Origin of the sequence: Streptomyces olivaceoviridis (assembly GCF_014650115.1) — a bacterium.
Classification (GTDB): domain Bacteria; phylum Actinomycetota; class Actinomycetes; order Streptomycetales; family Streptomycetaceae; genus Streptomyces; species Streptomyces olivaceoviridis.
On sequence record NZ_BMUI01000001.1, the window covers coordinates 187,926 to 206,809 of the forward strand.

Consider the following 18,884-nt stretch of genomic DNA (forward strand, 5'->3'; position numbering starts at 1 on the left):
GGCACCGCCCGACAGTAAGGAGTGCGCCGCGTGTCCTCGCTCTTTCCCGCTCTGACGGACGGTCCAGGTGAGCGCAGGGAGATGGGGGTTCCCCCGGACGAAGTCCGGGAGAGGGTCGCCCTGCGGTTCGGACCACGGACCCTGACGTACGGCGGCCTGGCGGGCGCCGCCGGTGCCCTCGCCGCACGGATCGAGGGCTCCGGCCGGGTCGCCGTGTGGGCCACCGCGGAGCTGGAGACCGCCGTCGCGGTGACCGGCGCGCTGCTCGCCGGGGTGGCGGCGGTGCCGCTCAACCCGAAGTCGGGCGAGAAGGAGCTGGCGCACATCCTGTCCGACAGCGCGCCGTCGCTCGTGCTCGCCGCGCCCGGCACGGAACTGCCGTCCGTGTTCGGCGACTTGGTGCGGATCGACGTCGACGCGTCCGCCACCGGTGCCGTCCCGCCCGAGCGGGCCTCGGACGGCGACCCGGCGCTGGTCGTCTACACCTCCGGCACCACCGGCCCGCCCAAGGGCGCGGTCCTCCCCCGCCGGGCCCTGGCCACCACCCTGGACGCGCTCGCCGACGCCTGGCGGTGGACCGGCGACGACGTGCTGGTGCACGGGCTGCCGCTGTTCCACGTGCACGGGCTGGTGCTGGGTGTCCTGGGCCCGCTGCGGCGCGGCGGCTCGGTGCGGCACCTGGGGCGGTTCTCCCCCGAGGGCGTGGCCCGGGAGTTGCGGGCCGGCGCGACCATGATGTTCGGGGTGCCGACGATGTACCACCGGATCGCCGAGGCGCTGCCCGGCGACCCGGAGCTGGCCGAGGCGCTCGCCGGGGCCCGGCTGCTGGTCTCGGGCTCGGCCGCGCTGCCGGTCCACGACCACGAGCGGATCGCGGCGGCGACCGGACGCCGGGTGATCGAGCGGTACGGCATGACCGAGACCCTCATGAACACGAGCGTGCGGGCCGACGGTGAGGCCCGGGCCGGGACGGTCGGGGTGCCGCTGCCGGGCGTGGAGCTGCGACTGGTGGAGGAGGACGGCACGGAGATCACCGCGTACGACGGGGAGAGCGTCGGGGAGATCCAGGTGCGCGGGCCGAACCTGTTCACCGAGTACCTGAACCGGCCCGACGCCACCGCCGCCGCGTTCACCGCCGACGGCTGGTTCCGCACCGGGGACATGGCCGTGCGCGAGAGCGACGGCTACGTCCGCATCGTCGGCCGCAAGGCCACCGATCTGATCAAGAGCGGAGGGTACAAGATCGGGGCCGGTGAGATCGAGAACGCGCTGCTGGAGCACCCGGGGGTGCGGGAGGCGGCGGTCACCGGGGAGCCGGACGCCGACCTGGGCGAGCGGATCGTGGCCTGGATCGTCCCGGCGGACGCGGCGAGTCCGCCGGGAGTCGAGGAGTTGGCGGACCACGTGGCCCGGCGGCTGGCCCCGCACAAGCGCCCCCGGGTCGTCCGCTACCTCCAGGCGCTCCCGCGCAACGACATGGGGAAGATCATGAAGCGGGCCCTGGCCGATGCCTGAGCGGCTTACGGCACGGGAGACGGTGGCGCTGGTCGCGGACGCGGACAGTTTCCGCGAATTCGCCGCGCCCCCCAGAAAGTCGCCGCCGGACGGGCCCCTCGGCTGGCAGGGCTACGACGCCTCCCGCGCCCGTGCCGCCGCACACACCGGCGAGCAGGAGTCGGTCGTCTGCGGCACCGCGCGCGTCGAGGGCACCCGGGCCGTGCTGATCGCCTTCGAGTTCGGCTTCCTGGGCGGCTCGCTGGGCGAGCGCACCGGGGATCTGCTGGAGGCGGCGTACACCCGTGCCCGCGAACACCGGCTGCCCGTCGTGCCGTTGATCGCGACCGGGGGCAGCCGGATGCAGGAGGGCATGCTCGCGCTCACCCAACTCCAGCGGGTGGCCCGGCAGTCCGCGCTCACCCGCGAGGCGGGGCTGCCGCAGATCGCGGTCCTGCGGGACCCGACGACCGGCGGCGGCTGGGCCACCCTCGGCGCGGGCGCGGACATCGTCCTGGCGCTCCCCGGCGCCCAGGTCGGCTTCGCCGGCTCCCGGGTCCGCCCGCCGGACGCCGACCCGGCCGCGTACACGGCGGAGTCCCAGCTCGCGGCGGGCTCGGCGGACGCGATCGTGACGCCGGCGGAACTGAAGGGGGTGCTGGGCCGGTGGCTGCGACTGCTGGCCGGGCACGGGGCGGGGGGCACGCCGGGTGTCACGCCGGCCGCCGCCCCCGTGCCGGGTGCGCTGGGCCGGGACGGGGTGAGCGGGAGCGGGTGGGAGGCTGTCGAGCGGGCGCGGGCGGTCGGGCGGCCTCGGGCGCACGCCTACCTGGACGCCTACTTCGACGACCGGCTGCCGATCAGCGGTGACCGGTGCGGCGGCACCGATCCCGGCGGGATGCTGTGCGGGTTCGGCGAGCGGGACGGCCGTACCGTGGCCTACGCGGCGCAGACCGGCACGGCGACCCGCCCCGCCGGGTACCGCACCGCCGCCCGGCTGATCCGGCTGGCGGACCGGCTCGGCGTCCCCGTGCTGACGCTGGTGGACACCCCGGGCGCCGCGAACGACGCGGAGGCCGAGCGGCAGGGCGTCGGCGCGGCCGTCGCCGAGGTGTTCGGCGCGGTCGCCGCCGCCCGCGTGCCCGTCACCGCCCTCGTCATCGGCGAGGGCGGCTCCGGCGGCGCCCTCGCACTGGCCGCGCCCGGCAACACCTGGGCCACCCCGGACAGTTACTTCTCGGTGATCGCGCCGGAACTGGCGGCCGCCATCCTGAAACGCCCGCCGGAGGAGGTCCGGCCGACCGCGAACCAGCTCCGCATCCGCCCCCAGGACCTGGTGGAACTGGGCGTGGTCCAGGGCGTCGTCGCGGCGTCCGCGCCCCGGAGCGTCACCGGACCGCCACCGCCCGAATGATCTCCTGCGTCACCGCTCCCCCCTTGTCGTCCCGGGCCGAGGCCCGCAGCGACACGGAGGACGCGCCGCGCGGCACGGTCAGCGTGCCGCGCCAGGAGGTGTCCCGGCCGGTGCTCAGGGGAACCGTCCGCCAGGTCGTGCCGTCGTCGTACGACACCTCCAGCCGGCCGCCGCCGAGCCTGCCGGTGCCCGCGGCGTGCGCCACGTACGCGGCGCCGATGGCGACCGGTACCCGCTGCCCGCCGCGCACCGCACCGGCGAGGTCGGTGTCGAGGTCGTAGGCGAGGTTGATCAGCGGCAGGTACGTCCAGTGGTCCCCGGGGGTGGCCGCCGAGCGGAAGGTCCACTCGGTGTGGCCCCGGGTGGCGAGCGGCCACCGGCCGGCGTCGAGGGCGGTGTCGGTGACGACCTGGTAGGTGTGCTCGTCGGCGGGCGCGTCCCAGACGTAGGCGGCGGAGCCGGTGTTCTGGTCGACCAGGGTGCCGTCGAGCCGGACGGAGGTGGTCTGGCGCATCCCGCCGTCCTCGCTCCACACGTCGCCGAAGCCGGTGTGGTCGGGGCCGGAGTCGCCCCAGCCGGGCACGTTCACCTGGATCTGGTTCCCGGCCCGTTGCTGGCCCCAGCCGAGCCCGGTGCCCAGCCACGGGTGCCACACCGGCCGGAACCAGTGCAGCGCCGGCCGGGTCCCGCCGTCGTAGCGGACGAGCCCGCCGCGCTCCTCCAGCGCGCCGTCGCCGGCGGTGACGGACTCGTGCCACAGCTGGCCGGGTCCGGTGGAGACGTAGTCGGTGCGCCGGGCGGGCAGGGCGACGCGCTCCTGGAAGCCGAGGCCGATCGGGAAGGTGTCGGTGATCGAGTACCGGAACTCGCCGCCGCCCTGCGGCCGTGCGGCGTGGAACGTGACGCGCACGGCGGCCAGTTGCCGGGCGCCGGGCGCGTACGTGAGGTCCCGGTCCGGGATGGCTCCGCGGTGGCCCTCGGAGAGGTCGTACACGTACGGCGAGTCGGTGGTGCCGGTCATGTCCGCCCGGCCCAGCGCCCTGAGGCGTGCCGCGTCCGCCTGGTTCACGGTGGCGATCGGCAGGGGCCGGTCGGCGTTGTCGTCGGTGCCCCACCAGGCCATCAGCCGGCCGGGCGCGTCGTCCGTGACGAACAGGGCCTTGGCACCCGCGTCCTGCGCGGCCCGCGCGAGCGCGGCCGGGTCGGCGCCGGGGGCGAGGCGGGCGAGCACGGCCTTGCCGAACACCCCGGTGACGGGCCCGTCGCCGACGTCCACCAGGGGCAGTCGCGTGCGGCCCGCGGTGAGGGTGCCGCCCGGCTGGACGGTGGCCTCGGCGACGCCCTCGACCTCAAGCCGTGGCTTGGCCAGCCGCCATACGGTGCGGTACTCGAAGGTGCCCCGCGTGACCTCGGGGGTGGGGGCGGCGAAGACGCTGTCGTAGGTGAGGGGCACCTGGACCGCGCCGAACAGGTCGGCTCCGTTCGCCTTCCGGTCGTACTCCATCACGAGCTGGTGGGTCTCGGTGCGCCGGTCCACGGCCGCGCGGACCTCGCGCAGCGTGCGGCCGTCCAGGGTGATGTCGCGGTCCCGGTCGAGGGCGATCTCGGGGGCGGTGAGGAAGCCGAGGCCGAGGGAGTCGGCGCCGTGGCTGCCGGGCACGTCGAGGAAGGTGGCGAGGGCGTAGGTGCCGGGTTCCAGGCGCAGCCGGAGCGTGCCCGAGTCGCCGACGTGGACGGGCTCGGCGTCCACACCCTCGGCGAGCCGCTGCACGGTGAGGTCGGCGGCGGCGGGCGCGCCCGAGCGGTCCTTGACGTGGACGGTGAGCGTGTACCGCTCCTCCTCCTTGACCAGCCCGAACACGGTGTGCGCGACCGTGTCGCCGGCCGGGTCGGTGGCCACGATCTGCCCGCTGGTGTCGCCGACCGGTGCCTTGGAGGCGTCGCCGGTGACGGTGGTGGAGGCGGTGCCGTGGGCGGGCACGGTGAGACGGTCGTCGGCGAGGCGGGCGACGCCGGCCGGGGCTCCCCGCACCGACAGCCGCAGGTCGACCGGGGTGCCGGTGGAGTTGGTGTAGGTGACGGTCCGGGTGACCGGCTCGTCCGCCTCGTACGGCCAGGCGTGGAAGCCGAGGTCGGCGCTGCCGGTGGCGGTGACCGTCGCGTGCACCGCGTCCGGCACGCTCACCCGGCCCGCGCCCAGTGCGTAGGCGGAGGCGTCGAGCTGTTTCGAGCTGGACATCAGCGCGTCCTTCAGCCGCGCGCCGGTCCAGTCCGGATGCCGCTCGGCGAGCAGCGCCGCGACGCCCGCGACCTGCGGGGTCGCCATGGAGGTACCGCTCATGGAGGTGTAGGGGCCGGTGCCGCCGGTGAGCCCGGAGCGGGCGGCGAGGATGTCCACGCCGGGGGCGGCGAGGTCGGGTTTGAGGGCGTTGTCGCCGTACCGGGGTCCGGCGGAGCTGAACCAGGCGGCCTGGTCGGCGGAGTCGACGGCGCCGACGGTGAGGGCGGCGTCGGCGGCGCCCGGTGAGCCGATGGAGGAGGGGGCTCCGGTGTTGCCGGCGGCGACGACGAACAGTGCGCCGGTCTCCTTCGAGAGGGTGTCCACCGCCTGTGCCATGGGGTCGGTGCCGTCGCTCGCCTCGGTGGAGCCGAGGCTCATGGAGACGATCCGGGCGTGCACGTCCCGTGCCGCCCATTCCATCCCGGCGATGATCTGGGACTCGCTGCCCGAGCCCTGGTCGCCGAGCACCTTGCCGACGGCGAGGTTCGCGCCCGGCGCCACTCCCTTCTCCTTGCCGTCGGAGGCGGCGCCGCTGCCGCCGACGGTGGAGGTGACGTGGGTGCCGTGGCCGTTGCGGTCGGCGACCTCCTGTCCGTCGACGAAGCTCTTGGTGGCGCTCACCCGGTCCACGAGGTCGGGGTGGCCGAGGTCGGCTCCGGTGTCCAGGACGGCGACGGTGACGCCCTTGCCGGTCAGCCCCGCGTCCCAGCCCGCCGCTGTGCCGATCTGGGCGTTGCTCTCGGCGAGTTCGGCCCGCACGCGCCCGTCGAGCCACACCTTGTCGATGCCGGGCGTCCGGGTGAACGACCGCCAGAAGGCCCGCCCCTTGCCGGCCTCCACGGCGGCCCCGCGCAGACTGGGCAGCGCACGGGTCCGCTCGGCACCGGCCGGGGTCGCGGTCCGCGCGCTCCTGTCGTAGGTGACGATCAGCGGCAGGGCGTCGGCCTCGGCGTCGGTGAGTCCCTGCCGGATCAGCCCGCTGACGTCGAACAGCCGCCGGTCCAGGGTGCCGGCCCGCAGATACGGCAGCGCCTCGTCCGGTACGACGGTGAGGTGGCCGTCGCCGCGCTGTGTCCGTACGGCACCGGTGGCGCCCGCGGGCCGTCGTACGGTGACCGTCTGTCTGCCGTGCCCGAGGTCGGTGACGGTCACCTTGTCGCCGGTGACGAGGGTGACGGTGGTGGTGCCGCTCGCGCCGGGGCCCTGGGGACGCGGTGCCGCGACCGCCGGGCCGGCCGGGAGCAGGGCGCTCACCAGCCCCGCGGCGAGCAGGGCGGCCCCGCGTCTGACTGGTCCTGTGCTCATCCACGCCTCTTCTCGTGTGTGGCGAGTCGTGTCGTCGAGTCGTGCCGTGCGGAGTGCGTCGCGTGCTGGGGACGAGTGTGATGTGCCGCTCGTCGTACGAGAGTTGACCGGTGCTGACGGAAAGGCGCCCTGGCGGGTTCTCGCCAACCCCGGAACGTGTCCCGCCCCTCGGTGCCGCGTGTGTGACTCCCGCGGCACCGTCCGTAACATGGGGTGGTCACTGGTCGGTACGACGGGGGAGCGAGCGTCAGCGTGGACGAGTTGGTGGAGTTCAGGACCGAGGACGGCGCGCTCGTCGTGGTGGAGGGTGCCGCCGGCACCCGGTCGGGAGCCCGCCTCGTCTCGCGCGGCGAGGGACCGGCGCAGGCCGCGCGCACCTTCGAGGGAGCGCTCGACGGCGTACGGGCGGCCGCGGCGTCCGCGCTGCGGGTCTTCCGGGACGGCAGCCTGCGCCCGGACGCGGTGGAGATCGAGTTCGGCGTGCGGCTGACCGCGGAGGCCGGTGCCGTCATCGCGAAGGGGTCGGCGGAGGGCCACCTGGTCGTCAAGCTCAGCTGGTCCCCCGGGCAGGCGCCGGACCAGGCCGCCCCGGGGGAGAACCCGCCCGCGTGGGCCGCGTCCGCGCAGCACGCGCCACCGCCGGCGGTGCCCGGCCAGGCCGCGCCCGACCGGAGCGTGCCGGGCCCGGAGTCCGCCGACCGGTGATGCGCGGCGCTGCCTGGCAGGCCCGGATCGCCTGCGGCGACGCGGTCGGGGCGGGATTCCTGGTCACCGGCCGCCGGCTGCTGACCTGCGCCCATGTCGTCAGGTGGAGTGACCGGGCGGCGGTGACCGTCACCTTCCCGCACGCACGCGAGCTGGGCGCGCTGTCCGCCTCGGTCGTCGCCCACGGCGGCTGGGCGGGCGGGGTCACCGACCCCGGCGATCTCGCCGTACTCGAACTGGACCGTGACGTCCCGCTCGCCCCGGCCGGTTTCGCCCCGCCGGACGCCGCGTACACCGAGCCGTACCCCCGGCTGGTCGCGTACGGCTTCCCCGAGGGCTACGACGAGGGCACGCTCGCCGAGTGCCAGCCCGTCTCCGGCCAGTTGATCGCCGGGGAGTGGCTGGAGCTGGTGGCGTGGCAGGGGCACGGGCAACCGCTCGTGGACGGGTTCAGCGGGGCGGCGGCGACGCTCCCGGACGGCAGGGTGGCGGGCATGGTCACCGCGGCCGTGGGGTCGTCGCCGGACGTGCGCAAGGGCCGGATGCTGCCGCTGGACGTGCTGGCCCGGTACTGGCCGGAGCTGGGCGAACTGGTGCCCACTCCGGGCCACCGGGACGACGCCCGCCGGCGGCTGTACGCCCTGCTGCGCCGGGCCGTGGCCGCCGCCGACCCGGTGGGCGACCCGAACCGGCTGTACGTGGACGCGGTGGGCGTCTTCGGGCCGCCCCTGCCCCCGGGCGGCTTCCCCTCCCTGTGGGACGCCGCCGCCTATGTGCAGTGGGAGGTCCCCGATCCGCAGGCGGTGAGCCGGTTCGCCGACCGGCTGCTGGAACTGCTGGACCCCGAGGCGGTGTCACAGACCCCGGCTGCCCCGGACGCCCCGGCCCCGGCCGGCACGCCGGCGGCTCCCGCCTGGTCCCCGGTGGTCGTGGAGATCGATCACAGCGGTGCCGGTCCCGACCAGGTGACCGTGGAGGTGTCCGCCTACCGCGACGGCCGGCGCCGGCCGGTGGGCGCCCGCCGGCTGCCGCGCACCGGGGTGCGGGCCTACGTCCAGAGCCGCATCGACGAAGCCGTCGCCCACCTCGCCCCTGACGCGGACGAGCTGGTGACGTTCGTCCTGCCGCGCGAGTGGCTCAACGAGGCGGTGGCGCAGTGGGAGTGCGGCGCGGACGACAGCACGCCGCTCGGCTGCGCCTACCCCCTCGTGGTGACCGACCGGGCGCGCCACCACAGCGGCCGGCTGCGCCACCAGTTGCGCAAGAGGTGGCAGAAGCTGGACTCCGGCGGCGGCATCGAGGTGCACCGGGTCGAGTGCGGCACCCGGGAACGGCCGCCGAGCCTGCGCAAACGGCTCTGGGACGGCGACGCCGGGGTGGCGGGCTACGCGGCCCCGCCCGCGGCGGCACGGCAGCACTTCGAGGTCGGTCTCACCGTGCCCGTCCCGGTCCTGCTGTGGCCGCGCACCGGCTCCCCCTGCGCCGGGCACGAGGAGGCGTCCCGCACGGACACCGCCCCCGGGGAACCGCCCTGTCCCGGCGCCGCGTTCCTCGACCAGCTCGCCGCCTCGGTCGCCGGCGTGCCGCCCGCCGAACTCCCGCGCCACGTCCTGTCGTTGCGGCTGACCGCGGACGCCGCCGACGAGCCGGACCGGCACTGGGCGAGAGACCTCCAGCTGCTGTGGGACGACCCGCGCTGCTTCCCCGAGACCACCGCGAGCCTGCACTCGCCCGTCGCCTGACCCACCGCACGACCGAACCGCCCCCCACGGAGAAGAAGAGCCCATGCCCCTGTGGCCCGTCTACACCGGTACGAACGAGCCGCACGACGGCATCGCCGAGCTGCCCCCGCCGCCGCCCTGGCGGGACTTCGACGGCGGGCCGGTGCTCCCGGCGCCGGACGCGTCCGCCGACGCCTCCGCCGTCTCCCCCGACCGCACGCACCGCGCCGAGACGTACCAGGCCACGGCGGAGACGGTCCAGCTCGTCAACGCGGCCCTGTATCTGCGCCGCCCGCTGCTGGTCACCGGCCCGCCCGGCACCGGCAAGTCCTCGCTCGTGTACGCGGTCGCCCGTGAGCTGCGGCTCGGCCCGGTGCTGCGCTGGAACATCACCAGCCGCAGCACGCTCCACGACGGCCTCTACCAGTACGACCCGCTCTCGCGGCTGTACGCGGCCCGGCAGGAGGCCGCCCGGCAGGGCGGGGCCGAGGGCGCGGACGACCGGTCGGGCATCGAGCACCATCTGCGCCTGGGCCCCCTCGGCACCGCCCTCCTGCCGTACGCCCGGCCCCGCGCGCTGCTCATCGACGAGATCGACAAGAGTGACCTGGACCTGCCCAACGACCTGCTGAACGTGCTGGAGGAGGGACAGTACGAGGTCCCCGAGCTGGTGCGGGCCGCGCGGCTCGCGCCGGACGGCGTCGCCGAGGTGCTGGCCGACGGCACCGACGAGCGGGTCCCGGTGGCCCGCGGGCGGGTCCGCTGCCGGGCCTTCCCCTTCGTCGTCCTCACCAGCAACGGCGAGCGCGAGTTCCCGCCCGCCTTCCTGCGCCGCTGCGTCACCCTGCACCTGCGCCAGCCCGACGACCGCCAGCTCGCCGGGATCGTCCGCGCCCACCTGGGCGAACCCGACGCCCACGCGCGCACCCTGATCGACCGGTTCCTGTCCCGGGCGGGCACCGGCGACCTGGCCACGGACCAGCTCCTCAACGCGATCTACCTGGCCCGCTCCGCCGACCTGGACGCCGACTCCCTCGACCGGCTGGCCGAACAGCTGATGCCGTACCTGGGACAGACCGCGCGGTCCGATGTCTTCTGATGTCCGCTGAGTCCTCCGGGGCCGCCCCGCGCCCCCGCTCCCCGGATCCGCTGGTCCGCCTGGCCGACATCCTGGCCGAGGCGGCCCACGGGGTGCGCCCGACCCCGCTGGAACTGGCCGAGGTGCTCTGGCTGGCCCGGCAGATGACTCCCGACGCGCACGACGACGCCCCTGCCCCCGCCGTTCCCGCCGCCCCCGCTCCCGCCGGGCCCGGGGGCCCGGAGCGGGACGCCCCGGCCCCGCCCCCGCCGCCGAGGGAGCCGGCAGGGGGGCCGGAGCCCGCCGCCGAGCCGCCCTCCCGCGTCCCCCTGCACCTGCCCGCCCGCCGTCCCGCCCCGGCCGCGGACCGGTCCCACACCCCGCTGCTGGCCCCGGCGCCCCCGATGCTGCGCCACCCGCTCGCGCTGCAACGCGCGCTGCGCCCCCTGGGACGGCGTATCGAGGCACCCGTGGGCCTGGAGCTGGACGAGCCGGCGACCGCCGACCGCATCGCCCGCCTCGGTGCCGACCCCGCGTGGTGGCTGCCGGTGCTGCGTCCCGCACGGGAGCGCTGGCTGCGCCTGAACCTGGTGCACGACGCCGGCCCCACCATGCCGGTCTGGCGGCCCCTGGTCCGCGAACTGCACACGGTCCTGGCCCAGTCGGGCGCCTTCCGCACGGTCGCCCTCCACCGCGCCGCCGCCGACGGCACCGTGCGCGGCCCCGCCCCGCACACCCCCGCCGACGGCCGTACCGTCACCCTCCTGATCAGCGACTGCATGGGCCCGCAGTGGCGGGAGGGCCCCGCCGGCACCCGCTGGTTCGCCACCCTGCACCGCTGGGCGCGCCGGACGCCCCTGGCCGTCGTCCAACCGCTCCCGGAACACCTGTGGCGGGACACCGCCCTGCCCACCACCCCGGGCACCCTGTCGGCCCCGCACCCCGCCGCCCCCACGGCGACGCTCGCGTTCACCCCGTACGAGCCGCCCGAGTCCGCCGTGACCGGCGGTGCGGTCCCGCTCCCCGTGCTGGAGCCGGAGCCGCGGTGGCTCGGGCACTGGGCCGGGCTGCTCGCCACCCCGGGCGGCGGGGGGTTCCCGGGCGCGGTCGCCCGGCTGGGGCGCCCGCTGCCGGCGGACGCCGAGGACCGTACGGACGTCGGGCTGCTGTCCGCCGAGGAGCTGGTCCTGCGGTTCCGGGCGACCGCCTCCCCGGAGGCGGTCCGGCTGGCCGGCCATCTCGCGGTGGGCCGCCCCGATCTGCCGGTGATGCGCCTGGTCCAGGCCGCCGTCGAACCCGATCCGCGCCCCCAGCACCTGGCCGAGGTGATCGTCAGCGGGATGCTCACCACCGCCCCGTACGGTCCGCCCGGCTCCTACGCCTTCCGGGACGGCGTGCGCGAGCTGCTGCTGCTCGGCCTGCCCCGCACCGACCGCCACCGCACCACCGGACTCCTCGACCGCATGGGCGAGTTCATCGACCGCAGGGCGGGCCGGGCGCCGGGCGAGTTCCGGGCGTCGGTCCCGGCCGCGCGGGGCAGGGGGACGGCCACGGAGGGCGATCCGTTCGCCACGGTCAGCGAGGACAGCGTCCGGCGGCTGACGGCGGACGGCGCCGGGGAGCCGTTCGCGGGGCGGTACCGACTGCTGCGGCAGGCCGGGGGCACGGGCCGCGCGGGCTGGCTCGCCCGGGACACCCGGGACGGTGACGCGCTCGTCGTGCTGCACCGGTATCCGCCGGGACGGTCCCCCGCCGCCTTCCGGGACCTCGGCCGGCGCCTCGGCGAGCTGCGCCACCCCGGGATCGCGCCGGTCCGCGACCACGGCGTCGCCGACGGATCCCCGTACCTGGTCCGGGAGTTCGTCCCCGGCCTCACCCTGCGCCGGCGCCTCCAGGAAGCTCCGGGCGGCCTGCCCGCCGAGGAGGTCCGCGCGCTGCTCCCGCCGCTGGCCGAGGCGGTCCTCGCGCTGCACGCGCAGGACGGGCCGCGCGGTGTGCTGGACACGCACGCCGTCGTGCTCGGCCCGGACGGGCCGGTCCTGACCTGTCTGGACTCCGCGCCGGTGGTCCACGAGAGCCGGGAGAAGGCCCTCCGGGCGCTCGGGGGCATCGCGCGCGCCCTGTACCCCGACGACTCCGACGCGCTCGGGACGGAGCTGGCCCCGGCCGTCGCGGCGCTCCTCTCCGACAGCCCGGAGGCCCAGCGGCGCGGCGCCGAGCTGCTGGCGCGGCTGGGGCGGGGGCGGCGGGGCGGTTCCACCGGGGCGGCTGCCGACCGGGCCGAGATCCGCTTCACGGCCGACGGACTCACCGGCCGCCCGGAAGCCCGCATCACGCTCGAAGCCACCGTGCACGAGATCCTCGCGCGTGGCTCCCTCGGCCCCCGGCAGTACGAGGCGGAGGTCCGCCCGGACGGCTACCTGGTGCGCACCGCGCCCGGCGCCTATCTCCTGCCCGTCCTCGTCGCCGTGCTGCGCGAACTCCCCCAGGCGCTCGCCCGGCTGAGCGACCCGCCGCGGCTGCGGGTGACGTTCGGCCGGCCACCCGTCCGGCCGCCGGAGGAAGCCGCGGACGTGCTGGTCGTCGTACCGCCCGCCCTGTACGACGACTTCGCCGCCAGCTCCGCCGCCCGGCGCTCGCAGCGGTTCCGGCCGCTGTTCCGCGACAGCGCCCCGGACAGCCCGCCGGCCGCCTGGTACTGCCCGCTCGGGCCGGGGTCCGCCGAACCCGGGGAGCGGGATCTGGTGCGGGGCCCGTTCATCACGCACGACCTGCGCGAGCTGGGCGTCCCCACACCGGGGCGCACGGCCGTCGTCCACACGCGGCCCGACGGCCCGCTGACGCTGCTCGACCCGATCCACCCCTACGGCACGCGTCCGCCCCGTCCGGAGACGTACTACACGGTCGACCTCACCCCGCACGAGACCCGGAGGATCGTGTCCCTGCCGAGTTCCGGCAAGGGCGCGTTCACCGCCGCCGTGAAGCTGTCCTGGCGGGTCGACGATCCGGTGGCGTTCGTCCGCGCCGAGGCCGCCGGTGTCTCCGGGCTGCTGCTGGAGCACCTGCGCGGCGCGGCGGCCCCCGTCACCCGCCGGTATCCGCCGCGCCGGGCGGGCGCGGCCCAGCGGGCGGTGAACGCCGGGGTGGACGACTGGCCGGTCCCGGGACTGACGGTGTCGTACGCCGTGCAACTGGTCCCCGAGTGGGCGCCCGCGCCCGCGGCCGAGCCACCGGTCCCGTCCCGCCGGCGGCTGACGGCGCTCCTCACGGGCGCCGAGACGGTGCTGGTCGGCTTCGACGGGCCCCTCGCCCGGCTGTTCCCGGCGCAGACGGCCCGGGAGGCCGTTCTCGACCTGCTGTCCGTCGTCGCCGACCACCGCGATCCGCAGGACGCGCTCACGGGCCGGCCGCTGCCCGTCGCGGGCGCCCTGGGCCGGGAGGCGTTCACGCACCCGCTGGACCTGCTGCGCGCCTTCGCCCACGACGGGCTCGGCCCGCTGCTGCGGGCGCGGCTCGACGAGCTGGAACTGCGGGCCGTACCGGACGCGCCCACGACGCACCGCTCCCTCGCGCTCGTCCGCGCCCTGCACCGGTCCGGCCGCCGGGTCAGCGTGGTGACCGACGTGTCCACCCAGGCCGTCCACCGCTGCCTGGAGCCCTACCGGCTGCCCCTCGCGGGCATCCACGGCCGCCGCGCCGACCTCAGCCTGCTGACGCCCCACCCCGACTGTCTGCTGCGCGCCCTGACCACCGTCGGCACACCGGCCCGTTCCTGCGTGCTGATCAGCTCCTCGGTCGCCGAACTCACCGCGGCCCAGCAGCTCGGCCTCCGCTTCGTCGGCTACGCGCCCACCGCCGCCGGCCGGCGCGTGCTGCGCGAGGGCGGCAGCGAGGTCACGGTCTCCTCCCTCGAACCGCTGGTGGAGGCGCTGCACGCCCGTTGACCCGCCGACACTCCGGGGCGGCCGGAAATTACGCCCGTTCGGCGGCACCCCGCCCGGCGGCCCAGGAAGGGCGCCCGCTCCCGGGCCCGCGCAGGATTCGAGTGAGCCCGCCGGACAGGCGGGGGACCCAAGGCCCGCGCACTCGGGAGGATCCGCCGTGACCGTCAGCCTGGAGCGGCTGCGCCGCTGTCACTTCGCCGTCGACCTGGGCGCGGCCCGCACCCGCGTGTACGTGAAGGGCTCCGGTCTGGTCGTGGACCAGCCTTCGGTCGCCGCGGTGAACACCCGTACCGGCGCGCTGATCGCGGTGGGCGAGTTCGCGGAGAAGATGACGGGACGCACCCCGCACTACATCAGGGTCGTACGGCCCATCGCCGGAGGCACGGTGGTGGACATCGAGATGGCCCAGCGGATGCTGCGGCATCTGCTCGGCGACAAGATGCGCCGGGCGCTGCGCCGCAAGCCCCGGCTGCGGGCGGCGGCCTGTGCCCCGCACGACGCCGATCCGCTGGCCCAGCGCGCCACGACGGAGACGCTGGTCGGGCTGGGGGCCAGGCGGGTGGAGCTGGTGGACACGCTGATCGCCGCCGCCGTGGGGTGCGGGCTGCCGGTGGAGCGGCCCGAGGCCACCATGGTCATGGTGTGCGGGGCGGCGGCGACCCAGGTCGCGGTGCTCTCGCTGGGCTCCATCGTCACCGCCGAGCGGATCCCGGTGGGCGGCGAGGCCGTGGACCACGCGATCGTGCAGCACCTGCGGCACGCGCACGCGCTGATGCTGCCCAGCCAGGCGGTACGGCCGCTGCAACTGGCCCTGTCCGGCAACGGGCTGACCCCGCACGGTCCGGCGTCGACCGAGATCCACGGCCGGGACGTGGCGACGGGGCTGGCGCGCAGTGTGCGGGTGGACACCGCCGCCGTGCGCGACGCGATCCAGACCCCGCTGACGGCCGTCCTGGACGCCATCGGCAAGGTGCTGCGCGAGTGCCCGCCGGACCTGGTGGCCGACCTCGCCGACCGCGGGATCATGATGGTCGGCGGCTCGGCGCTGCTGCCCGGGTTCGACCAGATGCTCCGGCAGGCCACCGGGATGCCGGTGCGCATCGCCGAGCGGCCCGACGTGTGCGCGGCGCAGGGCCTGGGCGCCATGCTGGAGGGCCGGATCGAACCGCTGGTCCTGGACCCGCTCGCCACCTGAGCCCGCTCGGGGGGGGTGCCGTCAGCGGCGCAGGTAGGAGCGGATCGTCGTCCCCTCCGGGCCCGTGTGCGTGCGGACCAGGTCCGACACCAGGTTGACCAGCAGCAGTCCGCGTCCGCCCCGCTGGTCGCGGGCGGCGGGGCGGCGGCCGGCCAGCGGGTCGGCGAGGCGGCCCTTGTCGCGGACCTCGCACAGCACGTACCCGTCCTCGGGCCACACCGTGAGGGCGCCGGTGCCCCCGCCGTGGACGACGCTGTTCGTGGTCAGCTCGGCGGTGATCAGCGCCAGGTTCTCCAGGGCCAGGCCGGTCAGGCCCAGCCGGGCGCCGTGGTCGGTGGCCAGGTGCCGGACGGCGGACAGGGAGTCCTCGTCGAAGGAGAGGCGCAGCAGGCCGGGGCCGGCGTCGGGGGCGGGCGGCAGCGGCTCGTTGTAGCGGGAGACCACGCCGTCGGGGTCGTAGGCCGCGCTGGTCCGTTCGGCGCCGGAGCCGGCCGGGATGACGACCGGGTGGGTGGCGTACGCGTCGGCGAGCGCCCGCTCGTCCAGGCGGGCGGTGTCGTACGGGCACAGGATGGTGACCTCGCGGCCCTGGAACGCCGCGTTGATGAGCGCCTCGTGCTGGGCGCAGGCCGGGTACTCGGCCGGGCTGCGGCCCGCCCAGACCGGCTCACCGATGATGTGGACCCGGCGGCCGGGCGGCTGGGCGTCGGCGAAGGCGCGGAGCACACCGGGGATGATCCGGCCGGGGTTGCGTCCGGCCTCCCGCATGTCCAGGAACCGTACGGCTGCGCCGTCGGCGCCCAGCTCGTCCTCGATCAGCCGCAGGTTCTCGCCGGGGACGGCGACCGCGACCGGCTCGCCGGCCGCCAGCGCCGCCCGGACGAACGGCACGGTGCCGGCGACGTACTCCCGCGCGTCGGCGTAGAAGAGCGCGGGGTGCACGAACGGGCCCGCGGTCTGTCCGGATTCGGTGGTCGCGGTCATGACGTCCGCACCTCGATCCCCGGCAGACCGGGCCACAGCAGGTCCAGTATCCGTGGCAGGGCGTCCGGGGGCCGGTCCAGCACCAGACGCCGGCGCCCGCCGAGGCCGCGGGCGGCGTCCGCCAGTGCGCCGGCGCCCGCGACGTCGACGAAGGTCAGCGCGGAAAGCTCCAAGTGATACACGTCCTCGCCCTCGCGAACGGCCCGCTCCAGCGCGCGCTCCCAGATGCCGCGTGTGCCCAGGCTCACCTCGCCCGCCGCCCGGAATCCGGTCCGCCCGGCCAACGGGGACACATCGAGCCGTGGTGCCGAGGGCGCCGGCACCGCCGGCCTCGGCACCACTGCCGACCGGGGCCGCGCCGGTTCAGCTGCGTTCACGCCGTCTCCCAGCCGCACGGGTACATGAGTGCCCAGTATGCGCCTCGGCTCCCCCGGTGGTGTGTAGGTCCATGCGCCCGGGGCAGGCGAGCCGGGAACGACCGACGGCGGAGCGAGACGGGAAACATGATGTCAGCTGCACGCGCACCGCACACCGGGCGGCTGGACACCCTGGCCGTCGACGGCACCGCGGAGGGCGACCGGGTGGTGCTGACCGCGCGCGGTGAGCTGGTGAGGGGCTGTACGCAGCCCCTCACCAGGGCGCTGGCGGCCCTGCCGGCGGGCGTGGCCGGGGTCGACCTGGACGCGTCCGGGGTGACCTTCCTGGACACGGCGGGGCTGGCGGCCCTGGACACGCTGAGCGCGTACGGCCGCCGGCACCGGGTGCCGGTACGGGCCACCGGCTGGCGGGGGCAGCCGCGCCGGGTGCTGGAACTGGTGGGCCTGGACCCCGTGGACCCGCTGAGCGCCGCCCTGCCTGCGGGGCTTCCCGCCCGTACCGCCTCGGCGGTCGCCCGTGAGCACGCCGAGCAGTCCGAGCAACTGCACGTGCTGCGCCTGGAGGTCGAGCAGCTGCGTCATGCCATGGACTCCCGCCCGGTGATCGACCAGGCCCGGGGCATCCTGATGGCGGCGCACGCGTGCACCCCGGACGAGGCGTGGGAGATCCTGCGGGAGGCGTCCCAGCGGTCCAACACCAAGCTGCGGCAGGTGGCGTCGGCGGTCACGGCGAGCGCGGCGCCGAACGGCCCGGCCCCGCCGGAGCCGCTCAGGACGGCTCTGGCCGCCGCGGTCCACCGGGCCGGTGCGGCCGTCAGTACGGCAGGATGCGCCCCGAGGGGGTCCTGCGGTCGATCTCCTGCCCCCGCGGCGCGGCGGGCCGCCGGCTGACACGTACCCGGATCCGACGGTCCATGACGCCCTCCTGCTGCCGACACCACCCGGCTGCACGCCGGTAGGAGGTGCGTGCCCAGGAGCCGGCCGGTTCAAGCCTGGACCGCTCAAGTCTTCTGTTCGGCGCGGTGGTTGACGGTGGCCGGCCGGACCTGCTAGCGGGTCAGGTACCGGGCGAGGACCGGGTCGAGCTGGGCCAGCCAGGCGGTCAGCCGGGCCCTGCGGCGGGCGTTCAGCTCGCAGGAGTACACCCCGCCGTCCCACAGCCGGACGGTGAGGGTGAGGCGGTTGCCGCGCCAGTGGCGTCCGACGTGCGCGATCTCGGCCCAGGTGAAGTCCGCGGTGACTCCCGCCACTTCGAAGAGCACTCCGGTGGCGTTGACGACCGCGCCGGACCGCGCGTCGGCGAGCACGACCTCCGGGGTGCCGTAGGGCATGGGCGGCCCGAACCCGTAAGGGGCCGGCGGGGCGGCGGGCTGCGCGGGCAGGTGCGGTGGCGTGGCGGTCTGGACGGGGTGCTGGTACTGGGGCGCCGCGGCCTGCGGGGGTGTCGTGGGCGGCGGGGGCGGAGTGAACGACGGTGGCGGGGTGGCCGGCCCCGGGGGCGCGGTGAGCGCGGGCGGGTACGGCGGTGCCGTCGGCCGCGCCGGGTCCGGTGCCGGGTCCGTCAGCCGGTCCAGCAGCGCGGCGGGCGTCGGCCGGTCCGCGGGCTCCTTGGCCAGGCACGCCGAGACCAGGTCCGCCAGGCCGGCGGGTACGGCGGACAGGTCGGGCGGCTCGTGCACGGAGCGGTACATCAGCCCCATCGGCGTGCCCTCGCCCCAGGCGCTGCCGCCGGCCGCCGCGACCAGCACGGCGCCGAGGGCGAACACGTCGGCGGCGCCGGTCACATCGTGGCCGAGGGCCTGTTCGGGCGCGAGGAAGCCGGGGGTGCCGAAGGCGGTGCCGGTGGCGGTGAGCCGGGTGGACTCGGCGGCGCGGGCTATGCCGAAGTCGAGGACGCGTGGCCCGTCGACGGCCATGATGATGTTGCCGGGCTTGAGGTCCCGGTGCACCAGGCCGCAGGCGTGGATGGACTCCAGCGCCTCGGCGAGCGCGGCGCCCAGGGACCGCAGCCCGGGCTCGTCCATGGCGCCCTCGGCGGCGAGCCGGGCCGCGAGGGTGGGTCCGGGGATGTAGGCGGTGGCCAGCCACAGCGGGTCGCCGTCGACGTCGGCGTCCACCACCGGTGCCGTGTGGAAGCCGCCGACCGCGCGGGCCGCCTCGACCTCGCTGCGGAACCGCTCGCGGAACACCGGGTCCGCGGCCAGTTCGGCCTTGGCGACCTTCAGGGCGACGGCCCGTCCGCCGCGCGTCCGTGCGAGATAGACCGTGCCCATGCCGCCCTCGCCGAGCCGGCGCTCGACGAGATATCCCCCGATGCGTTCCATGCGGTCCAGTATGGCCGCCGGACCCGGCCCGTCCATGCCCGGCCCGGATCCGGCGGCCGGTG

12 protein-coding genes are annotated in these 18,884 nt (G+C 76.4%); 8 read left to right on the forward strand and 4 right to left on the reverse strand.

What is annotated here, in order from left to right:
- Positions 1 to 30 precede the first annotated feature (30 nt).
- Together IE273_RS00925 and IE273_RS00930 are read left to right on the forward strand one after the other, a co-directional pair.
- Positions 31 to 1,515: an acyl-CoA synthetase gene (locus tag IE273_RS00925; RefSeq protein ID WP_373309270.1), complete on the forward strand. Its 1,485-nt coding sequence runs from the start codon at positions 31 to 33 to the stop codon at positions 1,513 to 1,515.
- Entirely contained in the window at positions 1,508 to 2,908 is a 1,401-nt protein-coding gene (locus tag IE273_RS00930) for a carboxyl transferase domain-containing protein (RefSeq protein ID WP_189813192.1), read from the forward strand. The genes IE273_RS00925 and IE273_RS00930 overlap by 8 nt, the downstream gene beginning before the upstream one ends.
- On the opposite strand, the gene IE273_RS00935 is transcribed toward IE273_RS00930, so the two are convergent.
- The gene (locus IE273_RS00935) at positions 2,883 to 6,494 is read right to left on the reverse strand and encodes a S8 family serine peptidase (protein ID WP_189813193.1); all 3,612 of its coding nucleotides are present in this window, start codon (positions 6,492 to 6,494) and stop codon (positions 2,883 to 2,885) included. The genes IE273_RS00930 and IE273_RS00935 overlap by 26 nt on opposite strands.
- Before the next feature lie 252 nt (positions 6,495 to 6,746).
- Here IE273_RS00935 and IE273_RS00940 point away from each other — a divergent pair, with 252 nt between their 5' ends.
- The 5 genes from IE273_RS00940 to IE273_RS00960 all read left to right on the forward strand — a co-directional run bounded on the left by IE273_RS00940 (position 6,747) and on the right by IE273_RS00960 (position 15,137).
- Entirely contained in the window at positions 6,747 to 7,199 is a 453-nt protein-coding gene (locus IE273_RS00940; protein ID WP_189813194.1) for a CU044_2847 family protein, read from the forward strand.
- Entirely contained in the window at positions 7,199 to 8,941 is a 1,743-nt protein-coding gene (locus IE273_RS00945; RefSeq protein ID WP_189813195.1) for a VMAP-C domain-containing protein, read from the forward strand. The genes IE273_RS00940 and IE273_RS00945 overlap by 1 nt, the downstream gene beginning before the upstream one ends.
- Before the next feature lie 43 nt (positions 8,942 to 8,984).
- Positions 8,985 to 10,019: an AAA family ATPase gene (locus IE273_RS00950; protein WP_189813196.1), complete on the forward strand. Its 1,035-nt coding sequence runs from the start codon at positions 8,985 to 8,987 to the stop codon at positions 10,017 to 10,019.
- On the forward strand, positions 10,019 to 13,942 hold the full coding sequence (locus IE273_RS00955; RefSeq protein ID WP_189813197.1) for an SAV_2336 N-terminal domain-related protein: 3,924 nt from the start codon (positions 10,019 to 10,021) through the stop codon (positions 13,940 to 13,942). The genes IE273_RS00950 and IE273_RS00955 overlap by 1 nt, the downstream gene beginning before the upstream one ends.
- Positions 13,943 to 14,099: 157 nt before the next feature.
- Entirely contained in the window at positions 14,100 to 15,137 is a 1,038-nt protein-coding gene (locus tag IE273_RS00960; protein WP_189813198.1) for a rod shape-determining protein, read from the forward strand.
- 21 nt (positions 15,138 to 15,158) lie between these two features.
- Here IE273_RS00960 and IE273_RS00965 read toward each other — a convergent pair whose 3' ends face one another.
- Positions 15,159 to 16,121: an anti-sigma factor RsbA family regulatory protein gene (locus IE273_RS00965; protein WP_189813199.1), complete on the reverse strand. Its 963-nt coding sequence runs from the start codon at positions 16,119 to 16,121 to the stop codon at positions 15,159 to 15,161.
- A complete protein-coding gene (locus tag IE273_RS00970; protein ID WP_189813200.1) occupies positions 16,118 to 16,414 on the reverse strand; it encodes an STAS domain-containing protein in 297 nt (98 codons plus the stop codon). Before IE273_RS00970 ends, IE273_RS00965 begins: the two co-directional genes overlap by 4 nt.
- 210 nt (positions 16,415 to 16,624) lie before the next feature.
- On the opposite strand from IE273_RS00970, the gene IE273_RS00975 reads away from it, so the two are divergent.
- Entirely contained in the window at positions 16,625 to 17,389 is a 765-nt protein-coding gene (locus IE273_RS00975; RefSeq protein WP_189813201.1) for an ANTAR domain-containing protein, read from the forward strand.
- A 158-nt stretch (positions 17,390 to 17,547) separates the two neighbouring features.
- On the opposite strand, the gene IE273_RS00980 is transcribed toward IE273_RS00975, so the two are convergent.
- The gene (locus tag IE273_RS00980; RefSeq protein ID WP_189813202.1) at positions 17,548 to 18,822 is read right to left on the reverse strand and encodes a serine/threonine-protein kinase; all 1,275 of its coding nucleotides are present in this window, start codon (positions 18,820 to 18,822) and stop codon (positions 17,548 to 17,550) included.
- Between the last annotated feature and the right edge of the window lie 62 nt (positions 18,823 to 18,884).